Consider the following 20,393-nt stretch of genomic DNA (forward strand, 5'->3'; position numbering starts at 1 on the left):
CAACGGGGCGAATAGCGTCACCAGTTGCGCGGCGTTCTTCATTAGCCCTCGAAAACGCACCTTACCGCCGAACAACGGCGCGACATGCTTGAGCTGTTGGACGACCGCTATGGCCAGCGCTCAACGCTGGTGACCGGCCAGATGCCGGTGGACAAATGGCACGACCTGATCGGCGGGCCGACCCTGGCCTACGCAATCCTGGTTCGGCTGGTGCACTACACTGACCACATCGAATTGAAGGGTAAGTCGATGTGCAGGCGATCGCCGAAATTGACGTCGGCGGGGACTTCAGACTAACAATGCAAACCTGCGTTCTTCGCGACGACTGCCTGTCCGGATGATCGTGGAACAGCTGTCCGGATGTTAGTGGACTGAGTATCTGGATGGCGTGGAATCCGCAGAAGATACATATTTCACCAATCCTTACGCATGGAGAGCCTGTATATGCTTGTTGTTCCTCTACTGCCTGAGCGTGTAAATGGCCGTACGCGAGTCAGCTGGCGGCAAATGGTTCAAGCCGTCTATGACAGCCCCACCTCAGAACAGGCGCATAGGTATATGTGTCTTGCCGATGGCTATCTCCAAGCCCTCAATGATGCTGAACTGATTGATGACGCTCAGTATCAGAGCTTGTACGACTTTTTGCAGAAAATTCGATTCAGGCTGCTCCCAGAATTGATAGAGTAGCTCGCCAGTCTCAGCTTATAAGATTCAAAAATCTCATTGCCATCGCTGTGGCGAGAGAACAGGAAGTTCAATCATGCCCCTGCCCTCAGACGATCGATCGAATACAACCTCTGAACAGATGGAGCTGCTCAGTGCCCTCGACCGCTCCATGGCTATCATCGAGTTCACCCCCGATGGCACTGTGTTGCGCGCCAACCGCAACTACCTGAAAATTTTCGGCTACCAGGAGCAGCAGATCCGTGGCCTTCACCACCGCGCGCTCTGCCAGGCCGACTACGCTAACTCGTCGGCCTTCAATAACTTTTGGTGCAGGCTGCAAGAGGGCCAGTCCATCAGCGGGCAGTATCTGTACGTCAGCGCTGAGGGTTGTCTGGTGTGGCTGGAAGCGAGTTACAACCCGGTGTTCGCAGCCGATGGTCAACTACTCAAGATCATCCAGTTCGCCTCGGATGTCAGCACTCGGGTCAAGGCGGAACGCTGCGATAACGAGCGTACGCGGCTGTTCACCCAGATCGCCGAGCGCACTCACAACTCCTTGGTGATAACCAACGCCAAAGGTGTAGTGGTCTATATCAACGAAGCAGTCACCCATCTGCTCGGCTACCAGCCCGAGGAAGTGCTCGGCCAGCCTGTCGCGCTGATGCTCAATATGGTATATCCCGAGCGCAACCTGCTGACTTACATCCGCCAGCACTTAAGCAGCGGCCACCCCTACCGCGGCGAAGAGTTGATCTACAGCAAGTTCCAGCAACCGCTGCTGTGCGCCTTGGGCGTCAGTCCGATCTTCGATGCACAGGGCGCGCTGAGCCATACCCTCAGTGTTATCACCGACATCACCGACAACAAGATACATGAGGTTCTACAGCAGAAAGCCTTGGAAGCCATGGCCCGAGATGCGCCCCTGACGGAAGTGATGACACTGATCTGCCAAGAGGTCGAGCGCATCGCACCCGACGTAATTGCCTCGATATTGCGCGTCGATGAGCAAGGTCGCCTCAGGCCTCTCGCTAGTCCGAGCTTACCGCAAAGTTACTCTCAGGCACTCGATGGCATCGCAATTGGCCCGAATGTTGGATCCTGCGGCACTGCCGCCTTTCGCGGCACGTCGGTAATGGTTAGTGATATTGGCAGCGACCCGCTGTGGGCTGACTACAAGAACCTAGCCCTGCCCCTAGGCTTACGCTCCTGCTGGTCAACCCCGATTAAAGCCAGCAACGACCAGGTAATCGGCACATTCGCTTTCTACTACCGCGAGAACCGCAGTCCGAACAACTTCCACCTGCGCCTGGTGCAGATGTGCACGCACCTGTGCGCCCTGGCCCTGGGGCGCGAGAGCGCGCGCCTGCAGATTCGCCAGTTGGCCTTTTACGACAGCCTCACCAGCCTGCCCAACCGCAACCTGCTGCTGGCACAAGCCGATCAGGCGATCGCTAGCGCCAAGCACCACAACCAGTCGCTCGCAGTGCTCTACATCGATCTCGACCGTTTCAAGCAGGTTAACGATTCACTCGGTCGCACGGCCGGAGACGAGTTGTTGTGCGTGGTCACCGAACGCTTGCGCGAGCAAATTAGTGATACCGATCTCCTCGGGCGCCTGTCCGGAGACGAATTCATCGTCGTACTCAACTCCTGTACTCACGTCCAGGCAGCCGACACCGTGAAGTGCCTGCAGGAACTGCTGTCCATACCCTGCCAGATCGCCGGAATCACCTTGACGCCGTCAGCCTGCATCGGCATCAGCCTGTACCCGGATAACGGTCAAGATTTGGAGACCCTGCTACATCACGCCGACCTCGCCATGTACCACGCCAAGACCAATGGACGCGAGCGTTTCAGTTTCTTTAGCAGTGAAATGAACGTGCTCGCCCAGGAACGCTTGGCCCTCGAGGCGGCGCTACGCGAGGCGGTACGCGCGCAATGCCTGTACCTGCACTATCAGCCTCAGGTTGACCTGAAGAGCGGGCAGATCCATGGCATCGAAGCGTTGGCTCGCTGGCACGACCCGGTGCTCGGCCACATCTCGCCGACGCGCTTTATCCCTCTGGCTGAAGAGTGCGGCCTAATCGACGAGATCAGCCATTGGGCGCTCAACGAAAGCTGTCGCCAGCTCGCAGAATGGCGGCGTCAGGGACTGAATATACCAACCGTCTCGGTAAACGTGTCGTCGACCAACTTTCACAACCTCGATCTGGCGCGATACCTCATCGAGACGCTCGAGCAACACGCCCTGCTGCCGGGTGACCTGATCTTGGAAATCACTGAAAGCGTGATGATGGACACCAACCTCAGCACGATGCGCAACTTACACGAGGTGCATGCTCTGGGCATCGGCCTAGCCATGGACGACTTTGGCACCGGCTATTCGAGTCTCGGTTACCTGAGGCGTATTCCGCTCAGCGCGCTGAAACTGGACAAAAGTTTCGTGAATGGCATGGAGCACGACGTCGCCGCGCAGGCTCTCACACATGCGGTGATCCGCATCGGAGACAGCCTGAACCTGACAGTGATCGCTGAGGGCGTGGAGACCGAGGCGCAACGCTTTTTGCTTGATGCTCAAGGTTGCAAGGTGGGGCAAGGCTACCTATTCTCCCAACCGCTACCACCAGACCTATTGGCGGACTGGTTGAAGACATCCACAGTAGCCCTTGCCTCTGGCTACCCCTTGCCGGGTGTGTAGAGGACTTTCACCTCCAAGTCACCAGCGAGGCCACCACAGCCAAGCTGGTTGCGCTTGTGCGCAACACAGCATCAGGCTTCAACTGGCGGCTTTGAATGTGTAGGCGATGGATCGCTTACGGTGCATTTCGCTTCTGAAAACGACACAATTCTCACCCAACCCCGCGTTGCTGATATCCAACTACAGTCTCCATCTTTCAGCATCCGACTACACTGAGTTATCGCTGAATAGTTGGACATCGTCATGTTGATTGGATACGCCCGCGTCTCGACCGACGACCAACTCCTCGATCTGCAACGCGATGCGCTGGCGAAAGTCGGTTGCGAGCGCCTGTTCGAGGATACCGCCAGCGGCGCCAAGGCCGAGCGGGTCGGGCTGACAGCCTTGCTGGCCACGCTTCGCCGTGGCGACACCGTGGTGATTTGGCGCCTGGATCGTCTCGGCCGCTCGCTGAAGGATTTGATCCGGCTGGTCGAGCAACTGGACGCCGCCGGCGTCGGCTTACGCAGCTTGCAGGAGAATATCGACACCGCCTCGATTGGTGGCCGCCTGGTGTTTAACCTTTTCGGCGCCTTGGCCGAATTCGAGCGCAACCTGATCCGCGAACGTACCCAAGCCGGTTTGTCCGCCGCGCGGGCTCGCGGCCGCAAGGGCGGCCGTAAGAAGCGGCTTGATCCGGCCAAACAGAAGATGGCCCTACGCCTCTATCACGAGCGGCAACACACGGTGGCGGAAATCTGTCGGATGATGGGCATCGGCCGCTCGACGCTCTACAACTACCTGACCGAGGCCGAGCGTGATGCCCAGCGGGCGGCGTAAAATCATTCCGACCGATTCGCTGATTCAATTGCGGCAGCGGCTCGACCGCCTGCCGAAGAAAAGCCCGGAACGAACTACCCAGGTGGCCGCGATAGCCGAGTTGTACGGCGTGTCCCCAAGCACCGTGTATAGGGCGTTGAACTTTATCCATAAACCCCACGCGGCCCATCGCGCCGACCACGGCAAGCCGCGCGTGTTGCAGCATGCCGAGTTGGAACGCTACTGCGAACTGATCGCCGCGCTGAAACTGCGCACCACCAACAAGCAAGGGCGGCACCTGTCCACCCGCCGCGCCATCGAGCTGCTGGAAGACTACGGGGTGGAGACCGAGCAAGGCTTGGTCAAGGCTCCCCAAGGGGTGCTGACCCGCAGCACGGTGAACGAATACCTCAGCCGCTGGCATCTGGATCAGTCACGGTTGTTGCGGCAACCGCCAGCCACGCGCTTTCAGGCGGAGCATAGCAACGACTGCTGGCAGTTCGACCTGTCGCCCTCCGACCTCAAACACCTCGACAAACCGGACTGGATCGACCCGGCCAGGGGTGAGCCAACGCTGATGCTGTTCAGCGTGGTGGACGACCGCAGTGGCGTGGCCTATCAGGAATACCACTGCGTGTATGGCGAAGACGCCGAGTCGGCGCTGCGCTTCCTGTTCAAAGCCATGTCACCGAAGGCGGACCCGACCTTTCCGTTTCAGGGCCGCCCCAAGATGCTCTACCTGGACAACGGCCCGGTGGCCAAGCGCCGCGTCTTCCAGAACGTCATGCAGGCACTGGGTATCGAATGGCAGACACACATCCCGGCCGGCAAGGATGGCACCCGTACCACGGCTCGCTCGAAAGGCAAGGTGGAGCGGCCCTTCCGCACCGTGAAGGAAGCCCACGAGACGCTGTATCACTTCCATAAACCGGAAACCGAAGCTCAGGCCAATGAGTGGTTGCTGCGCTATTTGGTGCGCACCTACAACACCCAGGATCACCGATCCGAACCGCATTCGCGGATCGAGGACTGGCTGGCTAACTTGTCGACCGAAGGTCTGCGCGAGATGTGCACCTGGGAGCAATTTTGCCGCTTCGCCCGTGAGCCAGAACGGCGCAAGGTCGGCGTCGATGCGCGCGTCACCATCGAGGGCACAGCCTACGAGGTGGAGCCCGACATGGCGGGCGAAACTGTGATGTTGCTCTGGGGCTTGTTCGATGATGAACTCTATGCCGAGTTCGAGGGGCAGCGCTTCGGACCTTACTACCCTGTCTCCGGACCAATTCCATTGCATCGTTACCGCGCTTTCAAACGCGGTAAGGCGGACGAGCGTTCTGATCGCATCCGCTCGCTGGCCGACCAGCTTGGCCTGCCCATCGCCGCATTGGCCGGTAACGATGTACGGCTGACACCTCCCGCCACGCCTATGGCACTGCTGCGCCAACCCTTCAATGCCGAGGCGCACGAATATCGGTTTCCCAGCACCATCGCCGCCAAGCTCGCCATTGCCGATGATTTGGCGCAGCCGTTGGCTAAGCTTTCACCCGACGATCAGGCCTTCATCCACCAGGTGCTGAGCGAAACCCTGACACGCCGTATTGTGTTGGAGCGCGTGCGGGACTACTTCCGCCACAAGAAAGCAGGAGAAGAACATGCGGGCTGAAGTGATGCAGCACTACGGACTGTCGTTGCCACTGAACCAGGCCGGCTACTTTGAAACCGCCCACCATCAGCAGTTGATCAAGGATATCAAGGGAGCGATCTTCGAAGGACGGCTGATTGCACTGTGTGGCGTCATCGGCAGCGGCAAGACCGTGATGCTGCGCCGACTGCAACAAGCGATGGAAGAGGAAAAGAAGATCACTGTCTCCAAGTCTCTCGCCATTGAAAAGCACAGCATCAAGCTGGCTACTTTCATCGCAGCGCTATTCTATGACCTCTCCACCGAGAAGCAGGTACGCATCCCCACCCTAGGCGAAAAGCGTGAGCGTGACCTGCGCGAGTTGGTAAGGAAGAACAAGCGTCCAGTCGCTCTGTTCGTCGATGAGGCCCATGACCTCAACGGTCATACCCTGACCGGCTTGAAACGCTTGATGGAGCTGGTCGAGGATGGCAACGGGCGGCTGTCGATTGTGTTGGCCGGGCACCCCAAGCTACGTAACGACCTGCGCCGACCAACGATGGAGGAAATCGGCTACCGCACCGACATCTTCTCGCTCGACGGCATCACCGGCAGTCAGAGGGAATACATTCATTGGCTGCTGGAAACCTGCACCGAGGGAAAGGTCGAACCCGAGTCGATCCTGACCGAAGACGCCGTTGACCTGCTCGCCACTAAGCTGCGCACGCCACTGCAAATCCAACTGCATCTCAGTTTAGCCTTGGAAGCGGGCTACCTGACCGGCGAGAAACCCGTGTCGGCAGATCTCGTGCTCTCGGTGCTGTCGCGCCAACTGGATGACCTGGAGCCGACCCTCACGCGTCACGGTTACCGCATCAAGGACCTGGTGGAACAGTTCGATGCCAGGCCCACCGAGATCAAGGCGTTGTTCAGCAACACGCTCGACCCGACTCGGGCCGTCGAATTACGCGACAAGATGCTGGCAGCGGGCTTGCCGATCTGAGCCCCGTCATTTGCAGTTAATGCTGGTTGGCGACGATGGAATGCAGGTCAACGCGGATCAATGCAGGTTCATTCGCAGTTAATGCTGGTTTGCAGGACCGGACAATCGCAGTTAATCCTGGTCGGAAAACGCCTTGATTGCAGGCCGGGGAGTTTTCAAATGCAGGCCGTTACATGTAGGGATCGGCCATGCTTTTACCCCAAGCGGGCATGCCTGTGGATTTGATTCCATGCTTGATGATCCAGAAAGCTGCGCCAGGGTTTCCATCAACGCCCAGTTTTGAAAGATTTGGAGGTGCAGGGTAAAGGCTATTACTTAACTCGGTTCCTGCAATACCCGGAGCCAGATGGCAACCGATGCACATAGAGTTGTAGTTGCCAGCACCTGCGCGGATGAGAGCTTCTTCGCTCAGGTCGGGGACTTTAATGTCGCGTGAGCGCACTTCGATCGAGCGATCCCGAGCGGTGGAAAGTAGGGCTAAAACGGGATCGGAATGTGGATCATCCGCCCCAACATTGATCACACCAAAATACACCACGCCGGCACCTACTATTGCGGCGACCACCCCGGCAGCAGTCAATGTTTTCAATGTCCTTTTCATGTCAGGCCCTCAAAACCACATCCGAATACCGGCGACAAATCGCGCCTCATTCGCATCCTCTCCTTCATCGCGGGCCAGGTCTGCCGTATTGCCGTAGGAGCGGCTCCAGCTAACCCCAATATAAGGGGCAAATTGGCGAACAATCTCATAACGCAATCGGAGCCCGACTTCGGTGTTTGCCAATCCAGACCCAATGCCGCGCTGAGGATCATTTTTTCCGTAAAAATTGGCTTCGGCCGTCGGCTGCAAGATCAGGCGATTGGTCAGCAGAATGTCGTAGTCGCCTTCCAATCGAGCAGCGGTTTGACCGTTCTCACCGATGTAGGCAGTCGCTTCGGCTTCAAAGTTATAGAGGGCCATGCCCTGAATACCGAGCGCTCCCCAAGTTTGTGGTGACCCGGGCTTGAAGTCTTGTCGTACGCCGGTGACGACATCCCACCATGGACCGATGGAGTGCCCCCAAAGTGCTGAGAGTTCAGCGTTTTCCGTTACGCCATTGGTACGTTCGCCTTCCGAACGCAACCACAGTCGGTCAACGTCACCGCCGATCCATCCTTTTGCATCCCAGGCCAATGCACTACCGTTGTCAGCATCCTGGTACTCAAACTTATCCAGCAGCATGAAGGAGTTGAGTTTTTTGTCGTGGACACCATGACCAGCAACATCTGGAAAGGCGGCTGCACGGTCAGCGTCGGTAAGTACGGGGACTGGGGTTCGACTGGTGGTAGTCGCCCCTCCATCCATACTTTCCATTCCGTCCATTTGCCCGTCATCATCCAAACTCATCTTACTGTGATCCATAGCCCCCATCTTGCTATGGTCCATAGCTCCCATTGAGCCGTGGTCCATCTTGGAGTGATCCATCTCTTCAGCGGCGTGAGCCACGACAAAGAAAGCAGGACTGGTAGAGACTGCCAGTGCCATCAACGTTGGGCGTAAAAACTTACTGGTCATGATCTCAATCTGCCTTTTTGGTTTTTTGGTCATGATCCATCGACTCATGGCTCATCTTGCTGTGGTCCATTGACCCGTGATCGGGCTTTGACTCGTTTGTCGTAGTTGCAGGCTTGCTCGTTGCTTTTGCAGGAGTAGCAGGTGAATGATCACTACTATCTTCGACTGCCCGCGCCACGGACGAGAGTCCACCCATCAAGCCGATGGCAAAGAGGCAACCGACCAGCGATTTACGATTTAGGTATGTGCTCACAGATCGTCTCCTTTACTCATCAACCCGTACTTCACGGAACATGCCCATTTCCATATGGAAAAGCAGGTGGCAGTGATAAGCCCAGCGACCTAAGGCATCAGCGGTGACTCGATAGCTGCGCTTGGTACCTGGTGGCATGTCGATTGTGTGCTTGCGCACCATGAACTTGCCGTTCTCATCCTCAAGGTCGCTCCACATGCCGTGAAGATGGATGGGATGGGTCATCATGGTGTCGTTCACCAGGGTGATTCGAAGACGCTCCCCATACTTCAGACGAAGTGGCTCGGCGTCAGAAAATTTGATTCCGTTGAAGGACCACGAAAATTTCTCCATGTGACCGGTCAGATGAAGCTCAATGGTGCGATTGGGTTCGCGACCGTCAGGGTCTTGGAAAGTGCTTTTCAGATCTGAGTAGGTGAGTACTCGACGACCATTGTTCCGCAAACCGATGCCTGGATCGTTTAGCTTTGGCGTAGGGTTCATGGCTTGCATGTCAACCAAGGGGTTGTTGGTTTCGGACGCTGGGTGAGTCTGCATTTCGCCATCCATACCGCCCATCCCTGCCATCTTGCTGTGGTCCATGCCGGCCATGTTGGACATGTCGCCTTTGTCCATTCCCGCCATCTTGCTGTGGTCCATACCGGCCATGTTAGTCATGTCGCCGCTGTCCATGCCGGTCATCCCGGTCATGTCACTTTGGTCCATTCCCGCCATCTTGCTGTGGTCCATGCCAGCCATGCCTGACATGTCACCTTGTTTCATATCGCCGCCGCCCATACCAGCCATGCTGCCATGGTCCATGCCCGCCATACCGCCCATACCCATGTCATCCATGGTCAAAAGCGGGCGAGGATCGATCGCCGGTACCTGTGCCTTTAATCCTTCGCGAACTGCCAAGGTCCCACGTGCATAACCGGTTCTATCCATGGACTGGGCGAAGATTGTGTAAGCCTCTTCGCTGGCAGGTTCTACGATCACGTCATACGTTTCTGCCACGGCGATGCGGAATTCATCGACGCTGACTGGTTTGACATGTTGGCCATCAGCCGCCACTACGGTCATTTTCAAACCAGGGATGCGGACGTCGAAATAGCTCATAGCTGAGCCGTTGATAAAGCGCAGGCGCAGCTTCTCGCCCGGCTTGAAAATACCGGTCCAGTTTCCGTTAGGCGCCTGGCCATTCATGAGATAGGTGTAAGTATCCCCACTGACGTCTGCGAGATCAGTGGGGTTCATTTTCATTTCAGCCCACATCTTCCGGTCGGCCACGGCAGCAGACCAACCTTGCTTGCTGACGTCGTCGATAAAGTCGCCCACGGTACGTTTGTGGTGGTTGTAATAGTCCGATTGCTTCTTGAGCTTGGCCATGACGCGACTAGGATCTTCATCGGTCCAGTCAGTCAACATCACTACATAGTCGCGGTTGTATTGAAAAGGTTCAGGCTCTTTCGAGTCGATGACGATTGGACCGTAAACGCCTGCCTGCTCCTGCAAACCAGAGTGGCTGTGGTACCAGTACGTACCGTTCTGATGCACCTTGAATTTGTACTCGTACATGCCATCGGGCGCGATGCCATGGAAACTCAAACCCGGTACACCGTCCATGTTGGCGGGCAGAATGATCCCGTGCCAATGAATGGAGGTGTCTTGGTCTAGGCGATTTTTCACACGCAGTGTGACCGTCTCGCCTTCGCGCCAGCGCAGCAAAGGTCCGGGCAACGAACCATTGATGGTCATGGCTGTGCGCGGCGAGCCAGTTATGTTTACAGGGGTTTCACCAATAAACAGATCAAATTCGTTACCGGTGAGAACGCTTGGCAGACCAGGACTGGTCACTGCCCATACAGGAGTGCGCCACAGACCAAGGCCGCCGAGAATGCCACCAGCGGCCAGGCCTTTAACGAATGTCCGCCTAGAGGTTTTGGAATGCATGCCGTTTATGTCCGATCAGTCAAAAGGGAAGCCGTGCGAAACAACCAATGAGTTGCTCAAACAGGTGAAGGCACTCTTTCGGGGGGGTAATGAGCCCGAATGAGCTCGCTCGCCGTCACTAAAAACGAGTTCTTACGGCAAGCGAGCTCTGAAATTGCCACATTTGAACCACCACAGTGATTACATTTCTGTCAGCTTGGGAACGCAGCAACTATTCAGCAATTCTTGTGGTCCATCGCTTTGGCTTGGCTTTCTGCGATGGGAGGTTGGGTGCTTTGCTTTTGGGCTACTTGATACGATTCCATTGAATTATTCCTAGCCGCTTCCATACGTGCGAACGCCCGGTCACCACCGCCTTCAGCCATTGCCAAAGAAGAGACGGTCAGGGCTGCGATGACGAACAAAGTTTTGATGGGGTTCATTTGAATTTCCTCTGATGAGTATTGGTAATCCCCGAATCCACATCAAGTGATGATTCTTAGGGAAGAGCTTAAGGCTCAATAGGACTATAAGGCTCATCCCCTGTCAGGAACCTTAGGTGAATATTACAGTTGTGTCAGGTTGCGATATATCTCTTGAGGAACACGCTATTTAATCCGTAAGGTCTCGATCTTCCAACGTCACACCGCAATTTTACTGAGTATCAGTTTGAGGTGCGAACTTTGTAAGTTTTCGTTAATTTCCAAGGTGAAGACGTTTTTTTAGTTTCTACACTGGAATTGCTTATGTGAATCTGGATGCACCGTGTCAACACTTAAGTGTTCGATGTTCTTGAAAAAAGTAGCGCTGCTGAGGGTGATTGAGTGTGAGTATTAATTTTGAGAAAGCGCTTGGCTCCGCAGAAAGAGCGTTAATTTATCGTAGTCAAAGAGCTGAGATCCTGAGTAACAATATCGCAAACGCTGATACGCCGAACTTCAAGGCCCGAGATTTAGATTTTTCTACTGTGCTTGCAAGCCAGACAAAAGAAACACCTACTACTCCGTTTTCTTTGGAAACAACAAATATAAAACACATTGCCGGAAAAGAATCAGCAAGTGATATTTATGGAGGTGGCTTGCTTTACAGCACACCGGCTCAACCTGCCATTGATCAAAATACTGTCGATCAGCAGATCGAGGTCGCAAAGTACGCAGAAAATGGAATACGTTTCGACGCCGCTTTTACTCGCTTGAATGGAGCATTCAAAGGTTTGCTCAAAGCTCTGCGAGGTGATTAGTAGCGCAGGGGCTTGCGAGCGGTAATTGTGACCGGCTGCTTCGGTATTCCCTGAGGGTTCACCAAGGGGAGCCCTTTGCATATGGGGCTCTGACCAGGGGCAGGTGTCAGCATTCAAGCGCTGATCTGGGAAGGAAAACCTAACGCCTCGACAGCTTTACGAATCTGCTCTGGGCTTTCGCTGCTTTCAACACTCACCTTACCGGCTGACCGATCCACGGAAACCGTAGCTTCGGTGTCCAGTGACTGAATCGCTTTGGTGATTTTGCTGACGCAACTGCCGCATCCAATGCCTGATACATCTAAGACGAACATGGTTATTCCTCTCGTGCTGAGCGGTCTCGTTTCACCGCACAGACAGCATCAACGTTGACACGATGGCAAGGTCAACAGTTATCTGTTTCGGGTTGTGAGCGTCATTGAAGCTCAGTCAATTCGGGCATTCCTCAGTCTCAATGCATTGAAAACTACAGATGCAGAACTGACGCTCATGGCTATGGCAGCGATCATTGGCGACAGGAGGTGTCCCGTCAGTGGATAGAGCAAGCCTGCGGCAAGGGGAATACCCATCGAGTTGTAAAGAAAGGCGAAACCCAAGTTTTGCCGCATGTTTTTTACTGTTGCGACCGAAAGAGCCCTTGCTCGTAAAATCCCCATCAGGTCGCCTTTTACCAGCGTGAGTTGCGCACTATTCATCGCAACGTCAGTCCCTGTCCCCATGGCAATGCCCACATCTGCTCGCGCCAGGGCCGGTGCATCGTTGATACCGTCACCAGCCATGGCGACCTTCCGGCCGTATTGCTGGAGATCTGCGACCAGACGCTCCTTGTCCTGAGGTTTCACTTCACCGTGGACTTCTTCAATCCCCATCTCCCTGGCGACAGCCCGAGCGGTGGTGAGCCCGTCGCCAGTAGCCATGATGATTTTGATGTCATCAGCCTTAAGCTTGGTGACTGCTTCTTTGGAGGTCGGCTTAATTGGATCTGATACTGCCAACAACCCTGCCAATACCCCGTCGACTGCGAGGTAGATGATGCTGATGCCGTCAAGACGCAACAACTCTGCACGAACTTGTAGGGGCTTGGTGTTTACGCCTGCGGCTTCCATCAGCGCGGTGTTCCCCAGCTGGATCTTCTTGCCATCAACGATGCCACTGACCCCGATACCTGAACCAGACTCAAAGGATTCTGGCTTGGTGAGCTTAATGTTCTCGGTTCGGGCGTGATCGACGATTGCATGAGCCAAGGGATGTTCGCTGCCCTGATCGAGGCTGGCAGCCAGCTGAAGAACATCGTGGGGATTGAATCTGGGTGTGGCCTCCACACTGTGAAACACTGGCCGTCCCTCTGTCAGGGTGCCTGTCTTATCGACAATCAGCGTGTCGATCTTGCAAAGGTTTTCGATGGCACTGGCATCCCTGAACAGCACACCCATGCTGGCTGCTTTACCCGTCGAAACCATGATCGACATCGGCGTAGCAAGACCTAGCGCACAGGGACAAGCGATGATCAGTACGGCGACAGCGTTGATCAGACCAAACACCCAACTGGGCTCAGGGCCAAAAAGCCCCCAGCCGACAAATGTCAGTATCGCAATCGCGATAACACCCATCACAAAGTAGCCAGCAATAGAGTCGGCCATTCGTTGCATTGGTGCTTTGGAGCGCTGAGCCCGAGCGACCATCTGTACGATTTGTGACAGCATGGTCTCGGCGCCGACCTTCTGCGCCTCCACTACCAAGCTGCCATGTGTATTCAGCGTGGCGCCGATCAGGCTATCTCCAGCTCTCTTCATTACCGGCACTGGCTCACCAGTGAGCATGGACTCATCCACCGCACTTTCACCCTCCAGTACTGAGCCATCAACTGGCACCTTTTCACCAGGCCTGACCCGCAGATGGTCTCCAAGGTGAACATGGGTGAGAGGAATGTCTTCCTCCTGTCCATCGGCATTGATCCGGCGTGCGGTCTTGGGCGATAGACCGAGAAGGGACTTAATGGCGGCGGAGGTTTGCGATCGGGCTTTGAGCTCAAGAATCTGCCCAAGCAAGGTGAGCGAGATGATGACCGCGGCGGCTTCGAAGTAGACGCCGATACGTCCATCTTGCATGAAGGTGGCGGGAAAGCTTTGGGGTAAGAGCGTTGCCATGACGCTGTAAAGGTAGGCTGCGGCGGTACCTAAACCAATCAAAGTCCACATGTTTGGACTGCGATTTCTAATAGAGGCTATGCCCCTTACAAAAAAGGGCCAACCTGCCCATAAGGTCACCGGTGTCGCCAGAGCGAGCTCGATCCAGTTTTGGATCGAGCCATGGAGGAGTTGTAACGAGTGTCCCGCCATGGCGAGCACGGTCACTATAATGGTTAATGGCAGCGACCACCAAAAGCGTCGGGCGAAATCCCGGAGTTCAGGATTTTCTTCTTCATCGAGCGCGGGCATGACCGGCTCTAATGTCATGCCACATTTAGGGCAGTTACCGGGTCCGGGCTGGCGTATTTCCGGGTGCATCGGACAGGTAAACTCAGTGCCTGTTTGTACCGCAGACTCTGAAGTGGTGACACGGGACTCGGCGCTCGAAACATTACCGCCGTAGCGTTCAGGATCAGCTCGAAACTTCTCCTGGCATTTCAGGCTACAAAATCGATACGTCCGTCCCTGATAAGACTCACCGAATTTACTTGATGAAGTGACTGCCATCCCGCACACCGGGTCACGTAGATCATCGTCATTGAGCGGAGCAGCATGGGCGTGACTGTGGTCGTGGTGGCTCGATATGGTAGGCATGGCTATTTCCCTTTTTCGTCCTTGTGGGTTGCTTCCTGATCGCCATGGCTATGTCCGCCATGGCCATGTCCAAAAAAATGCATCAATGGACAGATCAACAGAATCAGATAAGGCCAAAATGGATAAACGTGGCTGAAATGCTCCCGCAAAACGTAAAAGGCACCAATCGCAATGAGCATGATCAGTACAACGCCTGTTTTGCGCCTCCAAAATGGTGCGGTGGTGTTTCCTTCCGGATGCTGATGGTTATTCATGATCTAAACCCCACTGTGTGAGCGTTGCTGTGATCTCTGCGACAGAGCGTAGCCAACTCGTGCGGCGAAGCGGTGTTAGCAGCCAGCTCCGGCTTACTTCAGGTCAAACGGACCAACCATCCCTGACTGATAATGCCCCGGCACGTTGCAGGCAAACTGAAGGCCTGTGCTGTTGTTGAAGGTCCAGATCAGCTCTTGGGTTGCGCCAGGCTCAATCAGGATGCTGTTCGGGTCGTTGTGCTCCATTCCGACCATCTTCATTCCACCCATGCTGTGGCTCATACCGCTCATCGTTTTCCCGGTACCGGTGGGGTTAAGCGTCCCGTTCTGGAACATGCTTGCCATTTCTTTTTGGTGTGCTGCATGAGCAGCGGCTTTGCCGATGTTGAACTCGTGCAGCAGCGAACCCTCATTGCGAAGGACAAATCGAATAGTTTCACCAGGCTTTACGTCGATGCTTTCAGGTTTGAAGAAAATATCGCCCATCTCGACCTCCACCGTCCGGGTAACCTCAGAGGCGACCCCAGGTTGGCCGATGTCCTCTTTCCCATGCCCTGCGCTGGCCATAGCCGTAGCACCGAAGAGTAGAGTGATTGCTGCGATGACAGGGGTAACGAGCTTAGCTTTCATGGTGACCTCGAGAGTAAGAGTGGGAGTACTGGCTATGCTAAAGACACGGAGCTGCCAGTTAACTGACCTGAACACTACATTTCTGTCAGTTTTCGAAATAAATACGGCGTCCAGATGACGCCGCATTCAACAAGACTGTTCAAAAAGCTCTTTTCAGCGAGTTGCTCACTGGTGGTTCTCTGAAAGCATCAGCTTGTGCTCACGTTGCATTTGGCTCAAAACGTCGTCGACAATTTTGTCGTGCTTTTCCATCCAGGCTACGTGCTGCTGGGGTGACATTGAGGCGTCTGGATGATCTTTATGGAGTTGGCTCATGATGTCGCCGAGCATCTTCATATGCTCGGCCATGTGGGCATGACGCTGTCCTTCAGGGGCATTTTCAGCTTGAATCAGTACGGCTTCAGCCTTGTCGCGCAGGCCTTTCATACGCTCTATCACCCGGTCTCCGCCACTTTCAGCCCATACAGAAGCTGAGACGAGTATCGAGCTCACAAAAAACAGCATTTTCAGGCGATTCATGGGGCAACTCCTTATGGAATTGTTTTCCGGCTCCCAAACGTTTCATGCTGAAGAGTCGGTCGAGCACCAGGAAGTACTCATGCTTGAACCCTAGACAGCGCTTGCTGACATCTACCTGAAGCCAATATTACTTTTCTGTCAGTTGCTGGTTGGCTGCCGGTTTTCGTTGCAGACTCCGCTTCACCATTATCTGAGAACGACCCTCATGAGACTTCTTGTCGCTGAAGACGAACCAAAAATAGGTATCTATTTGCAGCAAGGACTCACCGAGGCAGGGTTCAATGTTGATCGCTTTACTAATGGCAAAGTGGCGCTTCAGCACGCTTTGAGCGAGGCCTATGATCTGCTGATTCTCGACGTCATGATGCCCGGGCTGGATGGTTGGGAAGTGCTTCAGAAGGTTCGTGCATCGGGGAAAGACGTTCCCGTGCTCTTTCTCACGGCGCGAGACCGTGTTGAGGATCGAGTAAAAGGACTTGAACTCGGAGCAGATGATTACCTGATTAAACCCTTCGCATTTTCTGAATTGCTGGCCCGTGTCAGAACGTTGCTGCGTCGGGGTAACGGCGCTCCCTCGCAAACCTACATGAAATTGGCTGATCTGGAGGTAGACCTGCTCAAGCGTCGGGCCATTCGTGGAGGCAAGCGCATAGACCTTACGGCCAAAGAGTTTGCGTTGCTTGAGCTGTTGCTACGACGTCGAGGAGAGGTGCTGCCAAAGTCACTTATCGCCTCCCAGGTTTGGGATATGAACTTCGACAGCGATACCAACGTTATCGAGGTTGCAGTGAGGAGGTTGAGGGCCAAGATAGATGACGACTTTGAGGTCAAGTTGATTCATACCGCAAGGGGAATGGGTTACATGCTTGATGCACCTGATTCGGAGTCGGAATGAACCGAATGTCCCTGACGACCCGCATGAGTCTGATGTTCATGCTCGCGGTAACGGCCGTGCTCACGGTCGCCGGACTCAGTTTCAATAACCTCAGCCGGCATCATTTTAAGATGCTGGATCAGCAGGCATTGAACGAAAAGCTCCACTCGACCCAGAAAATTTTGTCCGGGTTGAACAGCATCGATCAATTCAGCGAGTTTAAGCCTGAGCTGGAGGCGCTGCTGGGGGCTCACCGTGATTTGACTGCCCTAATAATCGATGGTGACGGCAAGCTGCTGTTTGCTGATCCCGGTCCGGTAGATATTCCGAAGGAGTTCCGCACAACCACAAACAACAACGTCTGGGAGTGGCGGGAGCAAGAGCAGATGTTCCGTGGCGTGACAGCACAAGCCGTAGTGACGGGGCAAGACAAGCCGTTGACAGTCATTTTAATCTTTGACGTTACTCAGCATATGTCCTTTTTCGAGACGCTTGAGCGCTGGTTTTGGATAGGGTTGGTGATCAGCGCATTGGTCAGTGCTGGACTCGGTTGGATGGTAGCAAGCAGTGGCATGCGGCCTATTCGCCAGGTCACGCGGGTCGCTGCCTCAATGTCAGCAAAATCACTCAAAGAGCGCATCCCCTTAGCACCCGTTCCCAAAGAACTTCAGCAAATGGTGCTGTCGTTTAACGCAATGTTGTCCAGGCTCGACGATGCATTTGTCCGGTTATCAAACTTTTCCGCAGACATTGCCCACGAACTACGGACCCCCGTGAGCAACTTGATGACCCACACCGAAGTGGTGCTTTCAAGAAAAAGGAATATTGAGGACTACGAAGACAACCTGTACTCAAATCTTGATGACTTGAAGCGTATGAGTCGGATGATTGATGACATGCTATTTCTGGCGAAATCTGACAACGGTCTGATCACACACGAGAACAAACCAATAGACCTCGTGGAAGTCGTGGAAAAATTGCTTGAGTACTACCGCCTTTTGGCTGATGAGCGAGGGATTGAACTCAAGGTTTCAGGAAGGGGCAGCGTCCGAGGCGATGTCCTTATGCTCCACAGAGCCATTTCTAACCTGCTCTCTAACGCGCTTCGCTACACCTCTGAAGGGAAGACGATCAGTGTCGAAATCCTCCAGAAGGAGATGTCGGTATTGGTCGTCGTGGAGAACCACGGAGAACCCATTGCCCCCGAACATCTTGAAAAGCTTTTCGATCGTTTTTATCGCGTGGACCCAGCGCGGCGAGAAGGGAGTCCAAGCAACGCAGGGTTAGGTTTGTCGATTACCCGATCAATTATTGAAGCGCATGATGGCAAGATCTGGTGTACGTCATGTGACGGGAAAACGGCCTTTCATCTAGAGTTTCCTAGTGTTGACTTGAAGGTCAGCTGAACAACGGCGCATTTGTGATCAACGGCGATCTCTCAGCCTGCGCCCAGCGTCCACTTTCGTTATTTTAGAATGAGTGAAAACCCTAGTATCTGGGCACGCGGTCTCGTCTTTAAGTCTCGCTACGCCCGCCAATTCGAGGCCAAACACCGCGTCAAGCTGACTGAAATGTAATCGAACAGTTTGCGTTCGTGTGGCATCGTGTTCTTGCACTGTGACGTTGGGGCCTAGTGAGTTTCTCGTGTTCAACCTGACCTAGAACACGGAGGCTACTAGCTAATCATCAGTGGTTTTAACAAGAATCGAAAAGTAAAAATTAGATGTTCCCAAACAAACCTCGAATCAACAGCTCTTGCTGTGAGGAGTCTTGCATGTCATTCCTTAAAACTACGACCGTAGCTGTTGCACTTACCGCTGGTTTGCTTCTGAGTGCCGTTGCTCAAGCACATCCAAAGCTCCTTTCTTCCACTCCGGCAGAAGGCTCGAATGCGGCGGCCCCTTCGAAAATTGAACTGCACTTTTCTGAGAATCTCACCACTCAGTTTTCCGGTGCAAAACTGATCATGACCGATATGCCTGGCATGCCGAACTCCCCAATGGGTGTTAAGGCCGCCGTCGCTGGTGGCGGTGATCCGAAAACGATGGTGATTACACCGGCAGCACCTTTGACCACCGGTACCTACAAAGTCGAATGGCGTGCTGTCTCCTCGGACACTCACCCGATCACCGGCAACTTCTCATTTAAAGTGAAATGATTTATGAGCGACTCAATAAATATTGTGGTTCGCTTTGCTCTTTATTTCGACCTGATGTTGTTATTCGGATTGGCAATTTTCGGCTTGTACAGCCTCAGGGGAAAGGAAAGAGTATCGGGCACGGTCTTGAATTTTGAGTCGCTTCTTTACGGTACTTCTGTTGCAGGTGTAGCTCTATCCCTTGTCGCCATGTTGTTGCTTGCGAAAGCAATGAGCGGTGTGTCGGAGCTTATGGAGCTACATCGCCATATTTTTGAAATGGTCCTCATGGGGACCGACGTCGGGTTGACCTGGATGGTCCGAATAGCTGCCTTGGTGATGGCAATTATTGGCGTCGCGTTGAACAAGCGATTTCCGACACCCAGTCTCTGGATCGTCACCGTATGCGGAGCAATTGCGTTGGCGACGTTGGCTTGGACAGGGCACGGCGCCATGGATGAAGGCAGCCGACGCTACTGGCATTTCATTACCGATATATTCCATCTTTTAGCCGCAGGTGGCTGGTTGGGTGCTCTATTGGCATTCGCTCTACTGCTGCGGTTGAAATCGCTGAAGGGCGAACAAGAAGCTCAAATTCTTGCACGGGTACTAACTGGTTTTGAGTCGGCCGGCGGAGTGATTGTTGCGATCATAAGCGTTACGGGCGTAGTAAATTACCTGTTTATCGTTGGCCCAAACCTTGATGAAGTGATGCTCAGTACTTATGGCCAGCTGCTGTTTTTGAAAATATTGCTCTTTGCTGTGATGATCGTTTTAGCCACACTGAACCGCTTTCACCTAAGTCCGGTATTGGAGCGGTCAGTTCGAAATGGAGAATACTCTGCCGCAGTCAATGCCTTGCGCCGCAGCATGACACTCGAGTTTTTAATGGCAGTCGTCATAATTTGTCTTGTCGCATGGTTAGGCACTTTAAGTCCGGAAATGGAAATGAGCTCGGAATAGAGGTTGGTGACAGCCGACTAAGGAGTCTCGAAGGTGAATTGTAAGGGCCATTTCCACCGGCTACACTCCAGCCCATGAAACGCTACCTACGGTTTTGCCTGATTTTCCTGATTAGCCTGGCGCTTCCCCTCAGCGGGATGGCGGGTGTCCAGGCGCCGACTGAGCCCTGCCCCATGAAAACCATGGGCATGGCGATGATGGATGGCATGGGTCAAGACTGCTGCCATGACATGAAAAGTCCCACCGAGCACGGCAAACCCTGCAAGCCAGGCCAGGAGTGCAAGACAGGTGGCATGCTGCAAGTCTCCATCATCAAGCCTCCTATCACCTTATCCAGCCCCCTCGTACTGTCCTTCTCCCTAGATTCCCATCCAGTACAAACCCCGTCAGGGGTATGGCGACCGCCCCGCACTTGATTCCTGTACCACACTGAGCCTCATTCCGCGTTAGCGGGATGGCATATCTGCGTGCATGTCTGAAGAAGCGCG

The 20,393-nt window shown here is 54.4% G+C and carries 18 protein-coding genes and 2 pseudogenes; 11 read left to right on the forward strand and 9 right to left on the reverse strand.

What is annotated here, in order from left to right; genetic code table 11:
• Positions 1-63: 63 nt before the first annotated feature.
• From AC3IX1_RS28985 to AC3IX1_RS29005, 5 genes and pseudogenes are all read left to right on the forward strand, one after another.
• Positions 64-297: pseudogene (locus AC3IX1_RS28985) on the forward strand (ATP-binding protein); the annotation flags it as partial.
• A gap of 463 nt (positions 298-760) precedes the next feature.
• The gene (locus AC3IX1_RS28990) at positions 761-3,364 is read left to right on the forward strand and encodes a sensor domain-containing protein (RefSeq protein WP_019694547.1); all 2,604 of its coding nucleotides are present in this window, start codon (positions 761-763) and stop codon (positions 3,362-3,364) included.
• A 243-nt stretch (positions 3,365-3,607) separates the two neighbouring features.
• Positions 3,608-4,183, forward strand: a complete 576-nt coding sequence (locus AC3IX1_RS28995) for a recombinase family protein (RefSeq protein ID WP_019694546.1) — start codon at positions 3,608-3,610, stop codon at positions 4,181-4,183.
• A gap of 4 nt (positions 4,184-4,187) precedes the next feature.
• Positions 4,188-5,825 carry an IS481 family transposase gene (locus AC3IX1_RS29000; RefSeq protein ID WP_242031608.1) on the forward strand — a complete coding sequence of 546 codons (1,638 nt, stop codon included), beginning with the start codon at positions 4,188-4,190 and terminating at the stop codon, positions 5,823-5,825.
• Positions 5,815-6,786, forward strand: coding sequence for an ExeA family protein (locus tag AC3IX1_RS29005; protein ID WP_019694544.1), 972 nt, complete (start codon positions 5,815-5,817; stop codon positions 6,784-6,786). The genes AC3IX1_RS29000 and AC3IX1_RS29005 overlap by 11 nt, the downstream gene beginning before the upstream one ends.
• A gap of 172 nt (positions 6,787-6,958) precedes the next feature.
• Here the strand turns inward: AC3IX1_RS29005 and AC3IX1_RS29010 are convergent.
• The 4 genes and pseudogenes from AC3IX1_RS29010 to AC3IX1_RS29025 form a co-directional block, all read right to left on the reverse strand.
• Positions 6,959-7,387, reverse strand: a pseudogene (locus AC3IX1_RS29010) (c-type cytochrome); the annotation flags it as partial.
• Between the two features lie 9 nt (positions 7,388-7,396).
• The gene (locus AC3IX1_RS29015; RefSeq protein ID WP_489388901.1) at positions 7,397-8,374 is read right to left on the reverse strand and encodes a copper resistance protein B; all 978 of its coding nucleotides are present in this window, start codon (positions 8,372-8,374) and stop codon (positions 7,397-7,399) included.
• A 232-nt stretch (positions 8,375-8,606) separates the two neighbouring features.
• Complete coding sequence (locus AC3IX1_RS29020) at positions 8,607-10,526, reverse strand: copper resistance system multicopper oxidase (RefSeq protein ID WP_489388863.1); 1,920 nt, start codon at positions 10,524-10,526, stop codon at positions 8,607-8,609.
• A gap of 215 nt (positions 10,527-10,741) precedes the next feature.
• Positions 10,742-10,948: a co-regulatory protein PtrA N-terminal domain-containing protein gene (locus tag AC3IX1_RS29025; RefSeq protein ID WP_046056971.1), complete on the reverse strand. Its 207-nt coding sequence runs from the start codon at positions 10,946-10,948 to the stop codon at positions 10,742-10,744.
• A 383-nt stretch (positions 10,949-11,331) separates the two neighbouring features.
• Here AC3IX1_RS29025 and flgB point away from each other — a divergent pair, with 383 nt between their 5' ends.
• On the forward strand, positions 11,332-11,745 hold the full coding sequence (gene flgB, locus AC3IX1_RS29030) for a flagellar basal body rod protein FlgB (protein ID WP_489388864.1): 414 nt from the start codon (positions 11,332-11,334) through the stop codon (positions 11,743-11,745).
• Positions 11,746-11,858: 113 nt separating this feature from the next.
• On the opposite strand, the gene AC3IX1_RS29035 is transcribed toward flgB, so the two are convergent.
• The 5 genes from AC3IX1_RS29035 to AC3IX1_RS29055 form a co-directional block, all read right to left on the reverse strand.
• A complete protein-coding gene (locus tag AC3IX1_RS29035) occupies positions 11,859-12,059 on the reverse strand; it encodes a heavy-metal-associated domain-containing protein (protein WP_489388865.1) in 201 nt (66 codons plus the stop codon).
• Between the two features lie 111 nt (positions 12,060-12,170).
• Positions 12,171-14,528 carry a heavy metal translocating P-type ATPase gene (locus AC3IX1_RS29040; protein WP_489388866.1) on the reverse strand — a complete coding sequence of 786 codons (2,358 nt, stop codon included), beginning with the start codon at positions 14,526-14,528 and terminating at the stop codon, positions 12,171-12,173.
• A gap of 2 nt (positions 14,529-14,530) precedes the next feature.
• The gene (locus AC3IX1_RS29045) at positions 14,531-14,782 is read right to left on the reverse strand and encodes a DUF2933 domain-containing protein (protein ID WP_489388867.1); all 252 of its coding nucleotides are present in this window, start codon (positions 14,780-14,782) and stop codon (positions 14,531-14,533) included.
• Between the two features lie 93 nt (positions 14,783-14,875).
• Positions 14,876-15,412 (reverse strand): cupredoxin domain-containing protein, encoded by a 537-nt coding sequence (locus tag AC3IX1_RS29050; protein WP_489388868.1) that lies wholly within the window; start codon positions 15,410-15,412, stop codon positions 14,876-14,878.
• 165 nt (positions 15,413-15,577) lie between these two features.
• The gene (locus tag AC3IX1_RS29055) at positions 15,578-15,931 is read right to left on the reverse strand and encodes a co-regulatory protein PtrA N-terminal domain-containing protein (RefSeq protein WP_489388869.1); all 354 of its coding nucleotides are present in this window, start codon (positions 15,929-15,931) and stop codon (positions 15,578-15,580) included.
• Positions 15,932-16,136: 205 nt separating this feature from the next.
• Here AC3IX1_RS29055 and AC3IX1_RS29060 point away from each other — a divergent pair, with 205 nt between their 5' ends.
• The 5 genes from AC3IX1_RS29060 (at position 16,137) to AC3IX1_RS29080 (ending at position 20,321) form a co-directional block, all read left to right on the forward strand.
• A complete protein-coding gene (locus tag AC3IX1_RS29060) occupies positions 16,137-16,826 on the forward strand; it encodes a heavy metal response regulator transcription factor (RefSeq protein ID WP_489388870.1) in 690 nt (229 codons plus the stop codon).
• Entirely contained in the window at positions 16,823-18,211 is a 1,389-nt protein-coding gene (locus AC3IX1_RS29065; protein ID WP_489388871.1) for a heavy metal sensor histidine kinase, read from the forward strand. Before AC3IX1_RS29060 ends, AC3IX1_RS29065 begins: the two co-directional genes overlap by 4 nt.
• 368 nt (positions 18,212-18,579) lie before the next feature.
• Positions 18,580-18,963 (forward strand): copper homeostasis periplasmic binding protein CopC, encoded by a 384-nt coding sequence (gene copC, locus AC3IX1_RS29070; protein WP_019821291.1) that lies wholly within the window; start codon positions 18,580-18,582, stop codon positions 18,961-18,963.
• A gap of 3 nt (positions 18,964-18,966) precedes the next feature.
• Positions 18,967-19,905, forward strand: a complete 939-nt coding sequence (gene copD / locus AC3IX1_RS29075) for a copper homeostasis membrane protein CopD (RefSeq protein WP_489388872.1) — start codon at positions 18,967-18,969, stop codon at positions 19,903-19,905.
• A gap of 74 nt (positions 19,906-19,979) precedes the next feature.
• Positions 19,980-20,321, forward strand: coding sequence for a hypothetical protein (locus AC3IX1_RS29080; RefSeq protein WP_019821287.1), 342 nt, complete (start codon positions 19,980-19,982; stop codon positions 20,319-20,321).
• Positions 20,322-20,393: the final 72 nt, after the last annotated feature.

The organism is Pseudomonas sp. KH_046_2 (assembly GCF_057838985.1).